This window comes from uncultured Intestinibacter sp. (assembly GCF_902468165.1).
Taxonomy (GTDB): Bacteria; Bacillota; Clostridia; order Peptostreptococcales; family Peptostreptococcaceae; genus Intestinibacter.
This window is the reverse complement of the sequence record NZ_CABQXJ010000035.1, coordinates 1-19,252: the sequence shown is the minus strand read 5'-3', so window position 1 is coordinate 19,252 and position 19,252 is coordinate 1. Positions and strand designations below refer to the sequence as shown.

At 31.2% G+C, this 19,252-nt stretch carries 16 protein-coding genes; 13 read left to right on the top strand and 3 right to left on the bottom strand.

Features of this window, described 5'->3' with window-relative positions:
* Positions 1-42 precede the first annotated feature (42 nt).
* From RDX53_RS07775 to RDX53_RS07765, 3 genes are all read left to right on the top strand, one after another.
* Entirely contained in the window at positions 43-552 is a 510-nt protein-coding gene (locus RDX53_RS07775; protein ID WP_307993924.1) for a C40 family peptidase, read from the top strand.
* Between the two features lie 90 nt (positions 553-642).
* A complete protein-coding gene (locus RDX53_RS07770; protein WP_307993923.1) occupies positions 643-2,241 on the top strand; it encodes a zinc ribbon domain-containing protein in 1,599 nt (532 codons plus the stop codon).
* A gap of 20 nt (positions 2,242-2,261) precedes the next feature.
* Positions 2,262-2,672 (top strand): zinc ribbon domain-containing protein, encoded by a 411-nt coding sequence (locus RDX53_RS07765; RefSeq protein WP_195930137.1) that lies wholly within the window; start codon positions 2,262-2,264, stop codon positions 2,670-2,672.
* A gap of 83 nt (positions 2,673-2,755) precedes the next feature.
* On the opposite strand, the gene RDX53_RS07760 is transcribed toward RDX53_RS07765, so the two are convergent.
* Both RDX53_RS07760 and RDX53_RS07755 read right to left on the bottom strand, forming a co-directional pair.
* Complete coding sequence (locus RDX53_RS07760) at positions 2,756-3,391, bottom strand: DUF3786 domain-containing protein (protein WP_195930138.1); 636 nt, start codon at positions 3,389-3,391, stop codon at positions 2,756-2,758.
* A 185-nt stretch (positions 3,392-3,576) separates the two neighbouring features.
* On the bottom strand, positions 3,577-4,275 hold the full coding sequence (locus RDX53_RS07755; RefSeq protein ID WP_195930139.1) for a GntR family transcriptional regulator: 699 nt from the start codon (positions 4,273-4,275) through the stop codon (positions 3,577-3,579).
* 806 nt (positions 4,276-5,081) lie between these two features.
* On the opposite strand from RDX53_RS07755, the gene RDX53_RS07750 reads away from it, so the two are divergent.
* The 8 genes from RDX53_RS07750 to RDX53_RS07715 all read left to right on the top strand — a co-directional run bounded on the left by RDX53_RS07750 (position 5,082) and on the right by RDX53_RS07715 (position 14,687).
* Positions 5,082-6,500, top strand: coding sequence for an MFS transporter (locus RDX53_RS07750; protein ID WP_195930140.1), 1,419 nt, complete (start codon positions 5,082-5,084; stop codon positions 6,498-6,500).
* A gap of 156 nt (positions 6,501-6,656) precedes the next feature.
* Positions 6,657-7,706, top strand: coding sequence for a mannonate dehydratase (uxuA, locus tag RDX53_RS07745; RefSeq protein WP_195930141.1), 1,050 nt, complete (start codon positions 6,657-6,659; stop codon positions 7,704-7,706).
* 86 nt (positions 7,707-7,792) lie between these two features.
* Positions 7,793-8,638, top strand: coding sequence for an SDR family oxidoreductase (locus RDX53_RS07740; protein WP_195930142.1), 846 nt, complete (start codon positions 7,793-7,795; stop codon positions 8,636-8,638).
* 125 nt (positions 8,639-8,763) lie between these two features.
* Entirely contained in the window at positions 8,764-10,539 is a 1,776-nt protein-coding gene (locus RDX53_RS07735) for a glycoside hydrolase family 3 protein (RefSeq protein WP_195930143.1), read from the top strand.
* 92 nt (positions 10,540-10,631) lie between these two features.
* Positions 10,632-11,471: an HAD family hydrolase gene (locus tag RDX53_RS07730; protein WP_195930144.1), complete on the top strand. Its 840-nt coding sequence runs from the start codon at positions 10,632-10,634 to the stop codon at positions 11,469-11,471.
* A gap of 45 nt (positions 11,472-11,516) precedes the next feature.
* A complete protein-coding gene (gene uxaC / locus RDX53_RS07725; RefSeq protein ID WP_195930145.1) occupies positions 11,517-12,911 on the top strand; it encodes a glucuronate isomerase in 1,395 nt (464 codons plus the stop codon).
* A gap of 122 nt (positions 12,912-13,033) precedes the next feature.
* Positions 13,034-13,681: a bifunctional 4-hydroxy-2-oxoglutarate aldolase/2-dehydro-3-deoxy-phosphogluconate aldolase gene (locus RDX53_RS07720; protein ID WP_295675766.1), complete on the top strand. Its 648-nt coding sequence runs from the start codon at positions 13,034-13,036 to the stop codon at positions 13,679-13,681.
* 1 nt (position 13,682) lies between these two features.
* Positions 13,683-14,687 carry a sugar kinase gene (locus RDX53_RS07715; protein ID WP_295733382.1) on the top strand — a complete coding sequence of 335 codons (1,005 nt, stop codon included), beginning with the start codon at positions 13,683-13,685 and terminating at the stop codon, positions 14,685-14,687.
* A gap of 125 nt (positions 14,688-14,812) precedes the next feature.
* Here RDX53_RS07715 and RDX53_RS07710 read toward each other — a convergent pair whose 3' ends face one another.
* Entirely contained in the window at positions 14,813-15,520 is a 708-nt protein-coding gene (locus RDX53_RS07710; RefSeq protein ID WP_307993922.1) for a GntR family transcriptional regulator, read from the bottom strand.
* A gap of 220 nt (positions 15,521-15,740) precedes the next feature.
* On the opposite strand from RDX53_RS07710, the gene RDX53_RS07705 reads away from it, so the two are divergent.
* Together RDX53_RS07705 and RDX53_RS07700 are read left to right on the top strand one after the other, a co-directional pair.
* Positions 15,741-17,636 carry a beta-glucoside-specific PTS transporter subunit IIABC gene (locus RDX53_RS07705; RefSeq protein WP_307993921.1) on the top strand — a complete coding sequence of 632 codons (1,896 nt, stop codon included), beginning with the start codon at positions 15,741-15,743 and terminating at the stop codon, positions 17,634-17,636.
* An 82-nt stretch (positions 17,637-17,718) separates the two neighbouring features.
* Entirely contained in the window at positions 17,719-19,191 is a 1,473-nt protein-coding gene (locus RDX53_RS07700) for a 6-phospho-beta-glucosidase (RefSeq protein WP_295575857.1), read from the top strand.
* Positions 19,192-19,252 lie beyond the last annotated feature (61 nt).

Below are 19,252 nucleotides of genomic sequence, written 5' to 3'. Positions count from 1 at the left end.
ACGGATATCGGGATTAACTGGATTCAGAAAGGTAATGTGAAAGTGGACTATGAACATGAATGGGACAATATGAGTGATGAAGATAAAAAGATAATAGAAAAAGTTATATCACTTTCAGAGAAAAAACTCGGGACACAATATGTCTGGGGAGGAAAGGGAGAGATAATAACAGAGGAAAGATACAACGAATTTTTAAAGTGCTATGGAGAGAGTTACTATCCATTGGACAAAGAGGATTACATAGGTATTCAAGGGTTTGATTGTTCAGGTCTTACATATTGGACTTATAAAGAAGCATCAGGAGTAAATATAGGTTATTCAACAAGTCAGCAACAAGAAGTACTCAAAAAATACAAGGTTAGGGGAGAACTTCAACCGGGTGATTTGATATTTACTACTAGACATGTTGTCATCTACATAGGAAACGGAAAGGTTATACATTCTAAAAACAAAAACAAATACCCAAAAGGCGGAATTAGGAAAGATTCCGTAAGATGGTATACAACAGGGACAGCTTATAGAGTAATTGATTATATAAATGATGTGAAATAGTATATGTATTATTAATCAATTACCATAAATTTATATGATTTAATAAAATAGGGAGAGTTATAAGCTAAAAAATTAAAAAGGAGAATATCTATGGTATTATGTGAAAGGTGTGGAAATCACAACGAAGATTACTGTAATTATTGCGGTAATGAAGGTAATGAATTATCTACTTTCCAAAGGAAGTTGATGTTTAAGGAAAATCAAAATGACTATTGTGATGTGTGTGGGCATGAAACAAAGTCAAACCAAACTTACTGCCCAGGATGTGGTAAATTATTAAGTCAAGTAGTAAAGGAAATAAAGGCAAAAACTAGTAGAAGAACTGGTGATAATTATCAAAACAACGATAGAATTAATAATTTAAATTTAGATTCAATAAACGCAGCAACAGGTGCTGTAGCACAAGAGGCAAAAAATATGTTTGGGGATTTACCAGGATTCTTAGGTAACGCAATAAATGAATTAAGAAACTTTGACTATGCATCATTTATTGCAAATAATCTGAGTACAGCATTACAGACGGTGGCGATATCAATAGCTATAATGGCTATTTATATATTTGCACAGTTACAATTTGGGAACTCTTTAGTAAGTGGATTATTTAAAGATGGTTCAATAGAAATATCTCATTTCAAACAATTTATATTTGGATTAGCATCTATGAATGGATCTAAAATAGTGATGAGTGGGTTACTAAACTCTGTAAATATAGGAATAGCTGCTAGAATAATTATTACACCGATAATTACGGGATGTATTATATACTTAGCAACAAGAATGATATACGGTAAAAGAGAAGTTAAATCACTTCCAACAGCAGTATTATGTGCTTTTGTATATGCAATAATTTCAATGGTGATATCTTTATTTGCAAGACAAACTGAATCAATGAGTTCATTTGTAAATATTAAAGTTTATATTGGAGTATTTAGTGTATTTATAAATGGATTTATAATATCATTTATGGCCAATATATTAGCATTAGAAAAAGAAAACTCTAGAAATATAGGCACATTATCTAATATATTTAAAAAGAACCTATTTACTTTAGGAACTATATTACTTGTAACTACAATAGTAATTATAGCATGGACATATATAAAATTAGGTTCATTTACGGATATATTATATGCTATTGAAGATATGATAGGAAGTAACTATTTATATGGATCTTTAATTGACTACCTTGAGATGTTTGGATTTAGTGCTGATAAAATGAATGCAATATGGTTTGTATATATAGTTATTATTGGATTGATAGCAAGTTCATGGACGCTACTTATGTCTCATCTTATAAGTCTAAAATTTGCAACTATGTCTATGAGTATATTCTCATTAGTTGACCAAGGTGAAGGACTATACATATTATTAATTTTAATACCAATTGCAACACTTATAATGATTGGTAGAATGATAAAGAAAAGACATGGTGAATATAACCACAATATAATAGGTGTTTATAGTATATGTTATACGACTGTAATGGGATTAATATCATATTTCTCAACAATAACAATAAATGGATCTATACCTGGTGTGGATAGTTCAGATGCAGCTGGATTAGTTGATTCAGCAGGTAAATTTAATCTTGTAATAGGAACTAATTTATTTGTGACTATTATAACTGTGTTTATATTCAGTACGATATTTATGTATATAGGATATAAAACAAAGAAAATTGAAAACTAAAATAGAGGAGAGTATGAGTTATGGCTACTAGACAAGAAATAATGAGAGAAATAGATAATTTAAATAAAACTATAGAAGATACTAATTTAAGAAAAGAGGAAGCACTTTTAAACTTAGGGATATTAGTATATCAAAAAGTTAGGGAAGGTTTACTTGAAAATGATGAAATAGATAGAATTTGTGAACCTATAATAGGGTTTGATCATGTAATATATGATTCTAAAGTTAAAATACATAATCATAGAAAACAACTAGAGGGGATTAAATGTAGTTGTGGGGCAAATTTAAATCCAGAGGATAGATTCTGTGGAACTTGTGGGAAAAAGGTTGAATTACCAGTAGACAATATAGAATATATGACATGTGAAAGATGTTTATCAGAAATAGATAGTACTTCAACATTCTGTCCATGTTGTGGAATAAAACTATAAAGATAAAAGTTAATATATAAAATAAAAAGAGTATAAAATATATAAAATTATTTTATACTCTTTTTTTTATAACATATAGGAAATTATATTTCACCTTCTATAACTTCAACAATTCTATGAAGAAGGTGAGAAAATGCAAAGAATGTTGTTTCAAATCGTATATAATCTAGAACATTTTCATCCCATAAAAACTTAATTTCAGGTGGAAAGTCACAATCTTCTTCAAAAAATAGAAATTTGACTGGTAGGAAATCGAATATATTTATTATATATCCAACGTCTGCTTCATTTATTTTTTGACCACCTAATTTCTCACATGCTTTAGATAAAAGATTTATATTGTTGGAAAATAGAGTTTCGTATTTTTTAAACATAGTATTCTTTCCACCAACATTACCTACATTGACAACTCCTTTTAAACTATTGGGAGTGCACCAATTACCAGATAAATGCAAATGTTCTTTTGAATAATCAAATAAGTCTAAAATAGACATAACTTCATTATAGGTCGCATTTATATAAGTATTATTTTTAGATAAATATTGGATACTTCCATTTTGTCTATTTAAGCGATACTTTTGACCTATAAAATTGATATAAAGATAGTGTTCATCTAACTCTAAATTGAATTTTTTGGCGATTTTTTCATGATTCCATTTAGGAAAGAGTATTAAAGCTTTTTGTGTTTGAATTTCATAATTTGATTTTTGGTTAGTCATATAAATATTCTCCTTGTATATCATTATATAATGACAATCCTAGATGACTGTATTTACTTTTAGAGTAGTAGATTTTAATAACTTATGCAATTGAAATGGTTGTAAATCTTAGAAATGAAGAAAGTTATAAAGAAAAAAGGAACGAAATAAATATAAATTTATCTCATTCCATAAGTTTGACCCTATTAATCTTGACAGTTGACAAAATAGTCAGAGTATTTTACTAACATGGCTGAGCTATTTTTAAAACCGTCGTATATATGTTTGTTAAAGATTGTTTCTAATGCTTGTATATCTTTCTTAGTAAGTGCCTCAAAAATCATACGATGTTCTTCGTATAGATGTTGAATGTTGTTTTCCCCCTGTAAATTTACTAAAGAACGAAATCTCTCGTAATGATGATTTATTCCAAGAACCATATTCCAGATGTTTTCTTTTCCTGCAATACGGAAAATTAATCTATGGAAGTTATTATCGTATTTTATAAAATCATTTACTGAGTTTTCGTTTTCAGCAGCACCTTGTAAGAATAATTTTTGTTCATTTAGATTAAACTCTAGTTTTAGTTCGTCTGCCTCTGTAAGAGTCATAGTAAGATCTTTTAAGATGGATAATTCAACTACTTTACGGACATAAAGAACATCCGAAATTTGGTTTATATCCATTAATGATACAAAAGTACCTATGTGAGGTTTTACTTCGAGTAAACCTTCGTTAGATAAAGCTTTAAATGCGTCACGCACCGGTGTACGAGATACATTGAACTTTGAAGCTATATCTGTTTCGCTTATTGAACTTCCTGGAGCTAATCTAAGGCTTAAAATTTCTGCTTTTAAACCTTCATAAACAATATTTGATGAAGCATTGCTTTTTTTAAATTTCATCTAACTGTACCCCTATTTTGTTTTATTGTTTAGTTTACGATTGTTTAGTTTAAGGTATTGAAAAATACCCTCTCGAGATTCTAGCATATTTCAAGATATAATGTCAATCCAATTAAAAACACTATAATTATGACTATAAAATAGTAAATATTTTTATAGGATTTATTTGTTAATTTTATTAAGATTGAGTGCTTATTATTTTAAAAAACTTTGTTATAAAAAAGATTATCGGTATGTTTTTGCTATTTTTTATTATGTTTTCCTATAAAAATGAGAATTATAACGAGTTTAGGAAAATGTTTTTGTAAGCGTGAAAATGATTTGTTTTTACATATTATGGAATAGAAAAGGGATGTAAAAAGGGGACAAAAATAAAGTCTTGTATACTAGTTTATATTAAAAGTTATATAAATATAAAAAATGATAAAAAAATTTTATAAGATTTTAAAAATAGAAAAACCAACAGGGACAATGCTTTCACAGGTATGATTGTTAAAAAATAAACCAATATTTATAAAAAAACATAAAAAAACATAAAAATAGTATTTACAACTTGTATACAAGTATGTTACTATAAGTTTGTTATTAAAATAACACAATCGATTGAGAGCTGATTCAAGAAAACGGAATCATACAAAATAATAACAAATATAAAAAACAGTTACTAAATGATATAGAGATAATAAAGGTGAAAAGATACAATGGATGAAAAACTATGAACTAAAAAATATCATTAGTGACTAGCAAAAACGAAATCAAAATAACACACAAGTAAAACACTCAAAAAATCGATGGGGGGCATTGACATGGAATTACGAAAAGAACAAGTAAGACAAGAAAACAAATCAGTAAAACCTTTTGGGATTAAAGACAAAGTAGGATACTTATGCGGGGACTTAGGAAACGATTTTACGTTTATATTTGCAAGTATGTACTTAATGGTATTTTATACAAATGTTTGGGGAGTTAGTCCATCATTAGTAGGAACTTTATTCTTAGTATCAAGATGTTTAGATGCGTTCACAGATGTAACAATGGGACGTATAGTAGACAAAGCAAAACCAACAAAAGATGGTAAATTTAGACCATGGCTTAAGAGAATGGCAGGGCCAGTTGCATTAGCAAGTTTCTTAATGTATCAATCAAGTTTAGCTGGAGCTTCAATGACAGTTAAAGTAGTAGTAATGTTCGCAACTTACATATTATGGGGATCATTATGTTATACAGCAATCAATATACCTTATGGATCAATGGCATCAGCTATGACAGATGTACCAGAAGAAAGAGCAGCTCTTTCAACTTGGAGAAGTTTAGGTGCTAACTTTGCATCAATAATAATAGGATCAGTAGTACCTCAAATTATATACAGTGCAGATGCAAACGGTAACCAAATAGTTAGCGGTAGCAAATTTACATTAGTAGCAGGAATATTCTCAATATGTGCATTATTATGCTACACAATTTGTTATACATGTACAACTGAACGTATAAAATTAGAACCAACTAAAAAAGAAGAAAATGCTTCATTAGCAAAATCATTCAAAACAATAATATCAAATAGAGCTTTATTAGCAATAATAGGAGCAGCAATAACTTTATTACTAAGCCAATTTATGACTCAAACAATGAACCAATACTTATTTGCAAGTTACTTTAGAGATATAAATGCATTATCATCACTTAGTATGGTAAGTTTACCATTAAGTTTAGGATTAGCAGCAGTATCTGGAATAATAGCAAGCAAATTTGGTAAAAAAGAATTCTCAGCATTTGGGATGTTCTTAGCAGCAGGATGTTATGGATTATTATACTTCATGAAAGTTACAAATCCATGGGCATTTATAGGAATGTATGTTGTAGCAGGTATAGGAGTAACAGGATTCAATATGTTCATATGGGCTCATATAACAGATGTTATAGACTACAATGAAGTTAAATTCGGGGAAAGAAATGACGGAGTTATATATGGCGTTTATTCATTCGCTAGAAAAATAGGACAAGCTTTAGCAGGTGGTCTTGGTGGATATGCATTAGCATTCATAGGATACAATGCAGTAGCTCAAGAACAAACAACAGAAGTTCTTAATGGTATATATACATTTTCAACATTATTCCCAGCTGTATGCTATGGGATTGTAGCACTAATAATGTTATTCGCTTATCCTCTAAGCAAAAAAGTTATAGCTGAAAATGGAAGAATCTTAGCTGAAAGAAGAGCTAAATAATAATATAGATTAAATATACTTACATAAAATGAATTGTTAAATCAGTTAACACTATCTAAGAGCTAGTACTATCTTTAAGGGGAGGTACTAGCTATTAGATGTTAAAATAAAATACAGAAAATACAGAAAATTTAAAGAGAAGGTTAGGAGAATTTTATGAAATTATCATTTCGTTGGTATGGAGAAGACGACAAAGTAACATTACAAAACATTAGACAAATACCAGGTATGGACTCAATAGTAACAGCAGTTTACGATGTTCCAGTTGGTGAAGTATGGAGCAGAGAATCAATTGCTACATTAAAAAAACAAGTAGAAGATGCTGGATTAAACTTCGATGTAATCGAAAGTATACCAGTACACGAAGATATCAAACTTGGTAAACCAAGCAGAGATAAATACATAGAAAACTATTGTGAAAACATAAGAAGAGTTGCTGAAGCTGGAGTTAAATGCATATGCTACAACTTCATGCCAGTATTCGACTGGACAAGAACTCAATTAGACCATGAATTAGAAGATGGATCAACTTCATTAGTTTACTATCAAGAACAAGTTGACAAAGTTAACCCATTAGAAAGTGATAGCGATTTAACACTTCCAGGTTGGGATGCTTCTTACACTAGAGAAGAATTAAAAAGCGTAGTTGCTGAATACAATGCAATGAGCGAAGACGATTTATGGAATAACTTACAATATTTCTTAGAAAAAATAATACCAGTTGCTGCTGAATGTGACGTAAACATGGCTATACATGAAGACGATCCATGCTGGAGTATATTCGGATTACCAAGAATAATAACTTGTGAAGAAAACTTAGACAGATTCTTAAAATTAGTTGATGACAAACACAATGGTATAACTTTATGTGCAGGTTCATTAGGATGCTCAAACCAAAATGACGTTGCTAAAATGGCAGCTAAATACGCAGCTATGGGAAGAATACACTTCGTTCACATGAGAAACGTACAAGTATTAGACAACGGATTTGAAGAAAGAGCTCACTTATCTTCTTGCGGAAGCTTAGATATGTACGCAATAATGAAAGCATTATATGATAATGGATTCAGAGGATACATAAGACCAGACCACGGAAGAATGATATGGGGAGAAACAGGTAGAGCTGGATACGGTTTATATGATAGAGCGTTAGGTGCTACTTACTTAAACGGTTTATGGGAAGCAATAGAAAAAGCTAGCAAATAAGAACTAGTAAAACTATTAAATAACAATTTTTAAACAAATATTTAAACTAAAACTAAACTAAAAAGATTTTTACGGAGGAATTAAAAATGAAATTACCTTTTCAAATAGATTTAAACGATAAAGTAGTTGTTATAACAGGTGCAGGTGGATTAATATGTTCTGCTTTCGCTGAAGCAATGGCTATGTGTGGAGCAAAAGTTGCTTTACTTGACTTAAACGAAGAAGCAGCTAAAAAATATGCGGATGAAATAGTTGCTAAAGGATACAAAGCTAAAGGTTACAAATGTAACGTTTTAGAAAAAGATAGTTGTGAAGCTGCAAGAGCTGAAATATTAAAAGACTTCGGAACTTGCGATATATTAATAAATGGAGCTGGTGGAAATAATCCAAAAGCTACAACTGATGATGAATACTTCTTACCAGAACATTTAAATGAAATGAAAACTTTCTTCGATTTAGATCCTCAAGGAGTATCTTTCGTATTCAACTTAAACTTCATGGGTACATTAATACCTACTCAAGTTTTTGCTATGGATATGATGAACAAAAAAGGTGCAAGTATAATAAACATATCTTCAATGAATGCTTATTCACCACTTACAAAAATACCAGCATACAGTGGAGCTAAATCTGCTATATCTAACTTTACTCAATGGTTAGCAGTTCACTTCTCAAAAGTTGGTATCCGTTGCAATGGTATAGCACCAGGATTCTTCTCAACTAAACAAAATGAAAAATTATTATGGAACGAAGATGGAACTCCAACTGCAAGAACTGAAAAAATATTAGCTGGAACTCCAATGGGTCGTTTCGGTGAATTAGAAGAATTAATAGGTTCTTTATTATTCTTAACTTGTGAAGAAGCTTCAGGATTCGTAAACGGAACTGTAATACCAGTAGATGGTGCTTTCGCAGCATACTCAGGTGTTTAAGATATAAAAATATAATTTAGAAAATAAGATAGTCTTTTGTATGGTTTTGATACTTAAAAATTAAGTATTAGGCCATACAGAGGCTAGATAATATAAATATATTATAAGGAGTATAATAGGATATTATGATAAACGTGGACTTAAGAAAACAACCTTATAACCTTGATGATGAAGGTGTAAAATGGGTTGAAGAAACTATAAAATCAATGACTTTAGAAGAAAAAATAGGTCAATTATTTATAAACATGGGGGCAAGTAGGGACGAAGAATATTTAAAAAGCGTTCTTGATAACTACCATATAGGTGGTGTTCGTTACAACCCAGGTAAAGCTGAAGAAGTATACGAACAAAATAAAATACTTCAAGAAAACAGTAAAGTACCTCTATTAATAGCTGCTAACACTGAAATGGGTGGTAATGGAGCTTGTACAGATGGTACTTACATAGGAAACGAAGTTAAAATAGCTGCAACTGATGACAAAAGATATGCTTACGAAATGGGTAGAGTATCTGGTGTAGAAGCTGCTGCTATAGGATGCAACTGGAGTTTCGCTCCAATAGTTGATATAAACAGAAACTGGAGAAACCCAATAATATCTACAAGAACTTGGTCAGCTGACGTTGAGCAAACTTTAGAATTATCTCTTGAATATATGAGAGGTATAATGGAAAGCGGAATAGCTCCAGCTGCTAAACACTTCCCTGGAGATGGTATAGATGAAAGAGATCAACATTTATCTTTCGCTCCAAACTCTTTATCAGTAGAAGAGTGGGATGCTACATTTGGTAGAGTATACAGCGGATTATTTGAAGCTGGTCTTCCATCAATAATGGCTGGACATATAGCATTACCAGAGTATGTTAAATACTTCAATCCAGAAGCAACTACTCAAGAAGTATATATGCCTGCTACATTAAGTAAATATATATTAACTGACTTATTAAGAGGAAAAATGAACTTCAACGGTTTAGTTGTAACAGATGCTTCTCACATGGTTGCTATGACTTCAGCTATGAAACGTAGCGAAATGTTACCAACTGCAATAGCTGCTGGTTCTGACTTATTCTTATTCTTCAATGATCCAGACGAAGATTTCCAATGGATGATGGATGGATACAAAAACGGAATAATAACTGATGAAAGATTAGAAGAAGCTTTAACTAGAATATTAGGAACAAAAGCTGCTTTAGGTCTTCATAAAAAAGCTAAAACAGAAATATTACCTGCAAAAGAAGAAGCGATGGCTAAAATCGGTTTAGAAGAAAATAAAGCTATAGCTAAAGAAGTTTCTGACAAAGCTATAACTTTAGTTAAAAATACTCAAGATGTATTACCAATAGCACCAGAAAAAACTAAGAGAGTTTTACTTGTTGAAGCTAAAGGATTCGATGGTGGATTCGGTAAATTCATCGAAATAATGGGTGGAGCTAAAAAGAAACCAATTGAAATAGTTAAAGAATTATTAGAAGCTAAAGGATTCGACGTAGAAATATGGGAATCTCCAATAGACAAAATAATGAAACTTCCAAAAGAGGAAATGGCTCAAGCTTTAGGAAATGTATATGCTGGTAAGAGACCAATAGCTGAATTAACAAGCAAATATGATTTAATAATAAACATAGCTAACGTTAATGCAAGTGTTGACCAAAGATTACAATGGCCACCAAGTAAAGGTACTCCAGATATACCATTCTACGTAAACGAAATACCAACTATATTCGTTTCAGTTAAGTGTCCATTCCACTTAGCCGATGTACCACAAGTTAAAACTTACATAAATACTTATGATGATAACCAACAAACATTAGAAGCATTAGTAGAAAAACTTGTAGGAAACTCAGAATTTAAAGGTATAAGTCCAGTAGATGCATTCTGTGGATTCGGAGATACTCGTTTCTAATTTTAGAAAAATAGCACGTTTTAATATAAATTAATAAAATACCTTAGGGTGTAGCTCCTGGCTACATCCTAATTTGATATAAAGGAGCAGACATGGGATACTTTAATTACAACAAAGAAAAAGACTTTTTAATATGCATAGATTCAGATGGTTGTGCGATGGATACAATGAATTCAAAACACTTTAATTCATTTGGACCAGAATTCGTAAAATCATATGGTTTAGAAGAATATAGAGATGAAGCTTTAGAATACTGGAATGAAATAAACTTATTCACAGGAACTAGAGGTATAAACCGTTTCAAAGGTTTAGCGATGGCTGTTAGAGAAATGAGCGATCGTAAAGGAATAAAATTTGATGGTTTAGAAGAATTTGAAAATTGGGTAGAAACTGCACCACAATTATCAAATCCTGCTTTACTTGAAAAATGCCAAGAAAAAAGCAACGAATGTATGGAAAGAGCATTATTATGGAGTATACATGTTAACTTATCAATAGTTGCAGCTCAAGATGATGATATGCCTTTCGAAAATGTTAAAGACACTATGGATGAGTTATGCAAACAAGCTGACTTAACTGCAGTTTCTTCTGCAAATGGTCAAGCTGTTGAACATGAGTGGACAAAACACGAAATAAAAGATTGTTGTAGAGTATTACTTTGTCAAGAAGCTGGTTCAAAAGCATACTGTATAGAACAACTTCTTACAAAAGGATACGACAAAGATAAAGTTCTTATGGTCGGGGATGCACCTGGGGATAAAAAAGCTGCATTAGATAATGGAGTAAGATTCTATCCAATAATCGTTAAGAAAGAAGCATTCAGCTGGAAGAGATTAAAAGAAGAAGCTAGCCAAAAATTATTTGCTGGTGAATTTGATGATGCTTACCAAGCTCAATTAATAAATGAATTTGAAGAAGCTTTAGGAATATAGTCTAAAGACAATTAAAAATATAAATTACAGACAGGGAGATACATTATGAAAAACTTTATGGACAAAGATTTTCTTTTATCAAATGAAATATCTAAAAAATTATATCATGAATATTCAAGCACTATGCCAATAATAGATTATCACTGCCACATCAATCCACAAGAGATAGCAGAAGATAAAAAATTTGAAAACATAACTCAAGTATGGTTAGGTGGAGACCACTACAAATGGAGACAAATGCGTTCAAATGGTGTTGAGGAAAAATATATAACTGGAGATGCGACTGATAGAGAAAAGTTCCAAAAATGGGCTGAAACTTTAGAAAAAGCAATAGGAAATCCTCTTTATCATTGGAGTCATTTAGAATTACAAAGATACTTTGGATATAATGGTGCTTTAAATGGGGAAACAGCAGAAGAAGTTTGGAATATATGTAACGAAAAATTAAAAACTATGTCTGCTAGAAGTATAATGAAAGATTCTAATGTTGAATTAATATGCACTACAGATGATCCAATAGATGACTTAAAATGGCATCTAGCTATAAAAGAAGATGAAACTTTTGACATAAAAGTTCTTCCAACTTGGAGACCGGACAAAGCTATAGCTATAGAAAAAGTTGATTTTGTTGACTATATAGCAAAATTATCACAAGTAAGTGGTATAGAAATAAACTCTTTCGATACTTGGAAACAAGCTATAACTAATCGTATAGAATTCTTCAACGAAGTAGGGTGTAGAGTAAGTGACCATGGTCTATTATACATACCTTATGTTGAAGCTGATGAAGCTACAGTAGACGCTATACTTAAAAAACGTCTTGCTGGTGAAACTCTTACAGAAACTGAAGAATTACAATACAAAACAGCTTGTATGTTACACTGTGGTGCAGAGTATAGCCGTTTAGGATGGGCTATGCAATTACACTTCGGGGTTACAAGAGACAATAATACAAAAATGTTTAATAAATTAGGGGTAGATACAGGATTCGATGGTATATACAACAGAGTATCAATCGATCAATTAGCATCTTATTTAGACGCTTTAAACAAAGAAGACAAATTACCAAAAACTATATTATACAGCTTAAACCCAGTTGATAATGCTGCTATAGGAACATTAATAGGATGCTTCCAAGAAGCAGGAGTTTGTGGAAAAATACAACAAGGTTCAGCTTGGTGGTTCAATGACCACAAAACTGGAATGATAGAACAAATGACTTCTTTAGGAAACTTAGGGTTATTAGGAAACTTCATAGGTATGTTAACTGACTCAAGAAGTTTCTTATCATACACTAGACATGAGTATTTCAGAAGAATCATGTGTGAGTTAATCGGGGGATGGGTAGCTAACGGTGAATATCCAAACGACGATAAAGTCTTAGAAAGAATGATAAAAAATATATCTCATGACAACGCATTAAACTATTTCGGATTCTAATATAGTTGCCAGTTTTATATTAAAATATAATTTTTAAATTCGGGAAATTGAAGGCATCGTCATCTAAATGGTGACGGTGCAAATATGTTATATATTAAATTACAAACCAAGGGAGAATAAAAATGATAAAAATAAATACATTAAGAGCATTAAAAGAATGTGGTGTAGTAGCAGTAGTTCGTGGAAACTCTAAAGAAGTTGGTGTTGAAATATCAAAAGCTTGCGTTAAAGGTGGAGTTAAGGCTTTAGAAGTAACTTACACAAACAAATTTGCTAACGATATAATAAAAGAATTAAGCGAAATATATGAAGGTCAAGATGATGTAGTAATAGGTGCTGGAACAGTTTTAGATGCTGAAACTGCTAGAGCAGCTATGTTAGCTGGAGCAAAATACATAGTATCACCAGCTTTCGATTTAGAAACTGCAAAAATATGTAACAGATATAAAGTTCCATACTTACCAGGTATAATGACTATAAACGAAATAATAGCAGCTCACGAAGCTGGTGTTGATTTCGTAAAATTATTCCCAGGTAGTGCATTTGGACAAGGATATGTAAAAGCTATAAAAGGGCCACTTCCATATGCTAACATAATGGTAACTGGTGGAGTTAATATAGACAATTTAGATTCTTGGATAAAAGCTGGTGTTGATGCAGTTGGAATAGGTGGAGAATTAAATAAACTTGGAGAAGAAGGTAAGTTCGATGAAATAACTGCTATATGTGAACAATACATGGCTAAATTACACGAAGCTAGAGGTTGCTAATATGAAAGTTGCTGGTTTCGGGGAAATAATGCTTAGACTTTCTACAGATGTAGGAAAGATGATTTTACAAAGTGATAGCTTTAATGTGAATTATGGTGGAGGAGAAGCGAATGTGCTTATTTCTCTATCACATTTCGGAATAGATACAAAAATGATAACTTCTGTTTCAAATGATGACATCGGTAAAAGTATACTTAGATACCTTAGAAGTTACGACATAGACACTGATTTTGTAACGCTAGGAGATCATAGAACTGGTATATATTATCTTCAAGTCGGAAGCGGAATAAGATCATCTAAAGTAATATATGACAGAGATAACTCAGCTTTCTGCAATATGAAAGTTGGGGATTTTGATATAGCAAAAGCTTTAGAAGATGTAGATGTATTCCACTTCTCAGGTATAACATTAGCACTTTCAAATGACCTAAGAGAGTTATTAATGCAAATGTTAGAATACTGTAAAGAGCATAACATCATGGTAAGTTATGACTCAAATTACAGAGCAAAACTTTGGTCTTTAGAAGAAGCTAGAGAAGCAACTTTAAAAGTCCTACCATATGTAGACATATTATCAGCAGGTATATTAGATGCTGAAAATATATTACTTATGAACTGTGAATTAGAAGATAAGCACGAAAAATTAAAATATTATTATGATGAGATATCAAAGACTTATCCAAATATTAAGCATATATTCTCATCACATAGAGATATAGAATCTTCTTCAGTAAATAAATTACAATGTAATTATTACACTAACGGAATATTATACTTATCTAACAAAATAAACATAGATAGTATAGTTGACAGAGTAGGTGGGGGAGACGCTCTAAGCGCCGGTATAATCTATTCTATAATAAACAATAAAGATCCTAAATATGTTTGTGAATTTGCAACATGTGCATCTGCATTAAAACACAGTATCCTAGGAGATGCTAATTTAGTAGAACTTAGTGATGTTGAAAAATTAATGTATGAAGGCGTTGGGAAAATAGCTAGATAACAAAAAGGAGTATAGAAAGTGATTTACTTTCTATACTCCTTTTTTGATATAAAAAATGATATTTATACTCATTTTAAAGTTGAATAAATAAAATTTCATATAATTTATTAAATACGTTCTAGTGTTTATTTTGTTGTAGATGATTGATCATAAAATTGGGTATTTTTATAATGATAAACTATTTTTGAATAATTAAATACTGTGCCTGAAGATGAAAAACATTGATTATAAGCAACTAATCCAGGGTCACCTACATTTAATTCAAGTAACTTTGCATATTTTTCATCTAATTTTATCACATTAAAATACCTATCTTGAAAACTTGTAGTTATATTAAAAGCTTTTTTTATATAATCAAAAATAGAACCCATTACTATTTCTTGATTTAAAAAAGGAACAATACTTTTTTTATAAAAAGACTCTTCATAGCACATTATTTCATTATCGATATATCTTATTCTTTTGACAACATATACATCTTCATCTTTGTCACATTCTAAATGATTGCATATTTCATCATCTGGTTTAACAAGTTCTAAATCTACTAATTTTGATGTTATTTTATGCTCTTCTAGGTTATCTGTAAATCCCTTTGGAGAGTTAAAATTTATATATCCCTTTTTATTTCTTTTTCTTACAAAAATCCCACTACCTTGAACTTGATAAACAATTCCCCTTAAAACTAAAGTTTCTAAGGCTTTTACAATAGTACTTTTGCTTACACCGTAATCACTGGCAAATTGCTCTACTGTAGGAAGTTTTGTTCCTTTGGGCAAATCATTTTCATAAATATGATCTTCTATTTGATTGGCAATTAGTTGATATTTAAGCATTTTATACTCCCCTTACTTTCTAATTCTATTTTATTAGTATATCATAAAAAAATTATAAATAACAATATCGCGGAAGATAGTGATATTAAAATGGAAAAAAAGAAAATGTTTTCAAAAATGCGTTGACAAAATTATACCGGTATAATTATAATATAAACATACAATAAAAAAGTAAGGGAACAAAATATAAAATTAATATTAAAAAAGGGGGAATATAATCATGGCACAAAGTATTCGTGATTATGAAAAATTAGCAGTAGATATAGTAGACGCTGTTGGCGGCAAGGAAAACATTGTCAACACTACAAGATGCGCTACTAGATTGAGATTAGTATTAAAAGAAACACCAAAAGATGCAAATAAAAAAGTATCTGGACTTACTGGTGTAATAACAGTAGTAGAAAATAATGGTCAGTTCCAAGTTGTAATAGGAACTCATGTAGGGAAAGTTTTCGATAAAGTACAAACATTAGTTGATTTAGACGAAACTTCTTCAGAAGATGCTCCAAAAGGAAGCATAGTAAATAGAGTAATAGCAACAATGTCAGCAGTGTTTGCACCATTTATATATATATTAGCAGCAGCTGGATTATTACAAGGTTGTCTAATTATAATTAATATGATAAATCCAGGTTTTGCATCAACAGGAACATATGAAGTATTGAGCTTTATATCTTGGGCACCTTTCACATTCTTACCAATATTTATAGCAATAACAGCATCTAAACATTTTAAATGTAATACATTTATAGCAGTTGCTTGTTGTGCAGCACTTGTAAGTCCCGATTGGGCATCAATCGCATCTAGGATAGCAGGTGGAGAAGCAGTAACATTCTTGGGGATAGGATTAGCAGAAACTACATACACATCAACAGTTTTACCTCCATTATTCTTAGTTTTAGCATTATCTTATTTAGAAAAATTCGTTGATAAAGTAATACCAGAAGTCGTTAAATCATTATTTACACCATTTATATGTATATTAGTTATGGTACCACTTACTATATTAGTAATAGGACCAGTATCAGATGGTGTAGCAACAGCAATAGCAAATGGATACAATGCTTTATATAACTTTGCACCAGTAATTGCAGCAGCAGTAATCGGTGGATTCTGGCAAGTTGTTGTAATCTTCGGTGTTCACTGGGGTGTAACACCAATGGTATTAGCTAACTTTGATATGTATGGACAAGATACATTCCAAGCATTCCAAACAATGGCAGTTGTCGCTCAAATGGGTGCAGCTTTCGGAGTATTCTTAAAATCTAAAAGACAAGAAACAAAAAGTGTTGCCTTATCAGCAGGTATAACAGGTATATTTGGTATAACTGAACCAACAATATATGGGGTAACTTTAAGATTCAAAAAACCTTTCATATGTGCTTGTATATCAGGAGCTGTGGCAGCAGCAGTAGCATCATTCTTTAATTCAGTATACTATGTATATGCAGGACTTCCAGGTTTACTTACAGTAGTAAATGCAATTGGCGCAAATCCAACATCAATAGTAGGTGAATTAATAGGTTGTGCAATAGCAATAATAGGCTCAATAGTACTTGTTCAAATCGTTGGATTTGATGAAGGTCAAGCATCTGATGAAGAAAATGAAGAAGTAAAAGCTATGGATGAAGTAGCAGCAACAGTTTTAGCAGGGACTAAAGAAATAAAAAGCCCTTTAAGTGGAAAAGTAATAGCTTTATCAGAAATAGATGATCCAGTATTTGCAGGTGGAGCTATGGGAAATGGAATAGCAATAGAACCAACTGACAACAAAGTATATGCACCATTTGATGGAGAAATAGAATTTATTGCAGAATCTAAACATGCAATAGGACTTAAATCAGAAGATGGAGTAGAGTTATTAATACATGTCGGAATGGATACTGTTCAAATGGATGGTAAAGGATTTGATGTAAAAGTAAAAGCAAATGAAAAAGTTAAAGCTGGAGAATTACTTTTAGAATTTGATAAAGAAGCAATTCAAAAAGCAGGGTATTCATTAATAACACCTGTTGTAATAACTAATAGTTTTGAATTTGAACAAAAACAACTTTGCTTAGACCAAGAAATATCATATGGAAAATCAATAATAAATCTTAGCGCAGTAAACGCATAATAATAAAAATAATTCAGGAGATTATGCTTAAGGGGAGATTTAATAAGCATAATTTCCTATTTATATATGGAGGAATAGGAGTATGAGTAAATTACCAAAGGATTTTTTATGGGGAGGAGCTTTTGCAGCTCACCAATTTGAAGGTGGATGGAATGAAGGCGGAAAAGGGCCAAGTGTTGTAGACGTTTTAACAGCAGGTGCTCATGGAGTGCCAAGAGAAATAACACAAACAGTAGAAGAAGATAAATTTTATCCAAATCAAGTAGCTTCAGATTTTTATCATAGATATAAAGAAGATATAAAATTATTTGCTGGTATGGGGCTAAAATGTTTAAGAACTTCTATAGCATGGACTAGAATATTCCCAAATGGAGATGAACTTGAACCAAATGAAGAAGGGTTAAAATTCTATGATGATGTATTTGATGAATTATTAAAATACGGTATAGAACCAGTAATAACTTTATCTCACTTTGAGTTACCTCTTCATTTAGCGAGAGAATATGGTGGATTTAGAAGTCGTAAAGTAGTAGATTGTTTTGAAAGATTCGCAAAAGTTTGCTTTGAAAGATATAAAAATAAAGTTAAGTATTGGATGACATTTAATGAAATAAATAACCAAATGGATACAGGAAATCCACTATTCTTCTGGACAAATTCAGGAGTAGTTGTTGAAGAAGGAGAAGATCCAAAAGCTGTATTATATAAAGTTGCACATAATGAATTATTAGCAAGTGCAAAAGCAGTAATAGCAGGAAAAGAAATAAACCCAGAATTCAAAATAGGTTGCATGGTATCACATGTGCCAATTTATCCATACTCTTGTAATCCAGATGATGTTATGGCAGCAGAAGAGGCAATGCGTCAAAGATACTTCTTTGCAGATGTTCATTGTAGAGGTCATTACCCAAGCTATGCATTAAAAGAGTTTGAAAGAGAAGGTTATGATATAGGAATGGAAGAAGGGGATGCAGAAATCCTTGCTAAAGGAACTGTAGACTATGTCGGATTTAGTTATTATATGTCTACAACTGTTAAATCAGATGTTCACAATGAAAATACAGGAGATATTGTAAATGGGGCTTTATCAAATGGGGTAGAAAATCCATATATAGAATCAAGTGATTGGGGATGGGCAATAGACCCAGTTGGCTTAAGATACGCTTTAAACCGTTTCTATGATAGATATGAATTACCATTATTCATAGTTGAAAATGGATTTGGAGCAGTGGATAAAGTATCAGAAGATGGTAAAATACACGATCAATACCGTATAGATTATCTTAAAAAACATATCGAGCAAATGGAATTAGCAGTTAACTACGACGGTGTAGATTTAATGGGATATACTCCATGGGGAATAATGGACTTAGTTTCATTTACAACAGGTGAAATGAAAAAAAGATACGGTATGATTTATGTAGATAGAGATAACGAAGGAAACGGAACTATGGAGAGAAGTTGTAAAGATTCATACTACTGGTACAAACAAGTTATCAAGTCACAAGGGGAAGATTTAGAATTTGAACCAGAAAAAGAAGAGGTTTTCGCATAAATAAAAATAATAGATAAAAATAAATATAAAAAATATATAAATAATCAAACCGGTAGTAAAA

Excerpts from the sequence above, each read along its gene's own strand:
- RDX53_RS07770 (WP_307993923.1), top strand. The coding sequence starts at position 643 with ATGGTATTATGTGAAAGGTGTGGAAATCACAACGAAGATTACTGTAAT.
- RDX53_RS07765 (WP_195930137.1), top strand. The coding sequence starts at position 2,262 with ATGGCTACTAGACAAGAAATAATGAGAGAAATAGATAATTTAAATAAA.
- RDX53_RS07760 (WP_195930138.1), bottom strand. The coding sequence starts at position 3,391 with ATGACTAACCAAAAATCAAATTATGAAATTCAAACACAAAAAGCTTTA.
- RDX53_RS07755 (WP_195930139.1), bottom strand. The coding sequence starts at position 4,275 with ATGAAATTTAAAAAAAGCAATGCTTCATCAAATATTGTTTATGAAGGT.
- RDX53_RS07750 (WP_195930140.1), top strand. The coding sequence starts at position 5,082 with ATGGAATTACGAAAAGAACAAGTAAGACAAGAAAACAAATCAGTAAAA.
- uxuA (WP_195930141.1), top strand. The coding sequence starts at position 6,657 with ATGAAATTATCATTTCGTTGGTATGGAGAAGACGACAAAGTAACATTA.
- RDX53_RS07740 (WP_195930142.1), top strand. The coding sequence starts at position 7,793 with ATGAAATTACCTTTTCAAATAGATTTAAACGATAAAGTAGTTGTTATA.
- RDX53_RS07735 (WP_195930143.1), top strand. The coding sequence starts at position 8,764 with ATGATAAACGTGGACTTAAGAAAACAACCTTATAACCTTGATGATGAA.
- RDX53_RS07730 (WP_195930144.1), top strand. The coding sequence starts at position 10,632 with ATGGGATACTTTAATTACAACAAAGAAAAAGACTTTTTAATATGCATA.
- uxaC (WP_195930145.1), top strand. The coding sequence starts at position 11,517 with ATGAAAAACTTTATGGACAAAGATTTTCTTTTATCAAATGAAATATCT.
- RDX53_RS07720 (WP_295675766.1), top strand. The coding sequence starts at position 13,034 with ATGATAAAAATAAATACATTAAGAGCATTAAAAGAATGTGGTGTAGTA.
- RDX53_RS07715 (WP_295733382.1), top strand. The coding sequence starts at position 13,683 with ATGAAAGTTGCTGGTTTCGGGGAAATAATGCTTAGACTTTCTACAGAT.
- RDX53_RS07710 (WP_307993922.1), bottom strand. The coding sequence starts at position 15,520 with ATGCTTAAATATCAACTAATTGCCAATCAAATAGAAGATCATATTTAT.
- RDX53_RS07705 (WP_307993921.1), top strand. The coding sequence starts at position 15,741 with ATGGCACAAAGTATTCGTGATTATGAAAAATTAGCAGTAGATATAGTA.
- RDX53_RS07700 (WP_295575857.1), top strand. The coding sequence starts at position 17,719 with ATGAGTAAATTACCAAAGGATTTTTTATGGGGAGGAGCTTTTGCAGCT.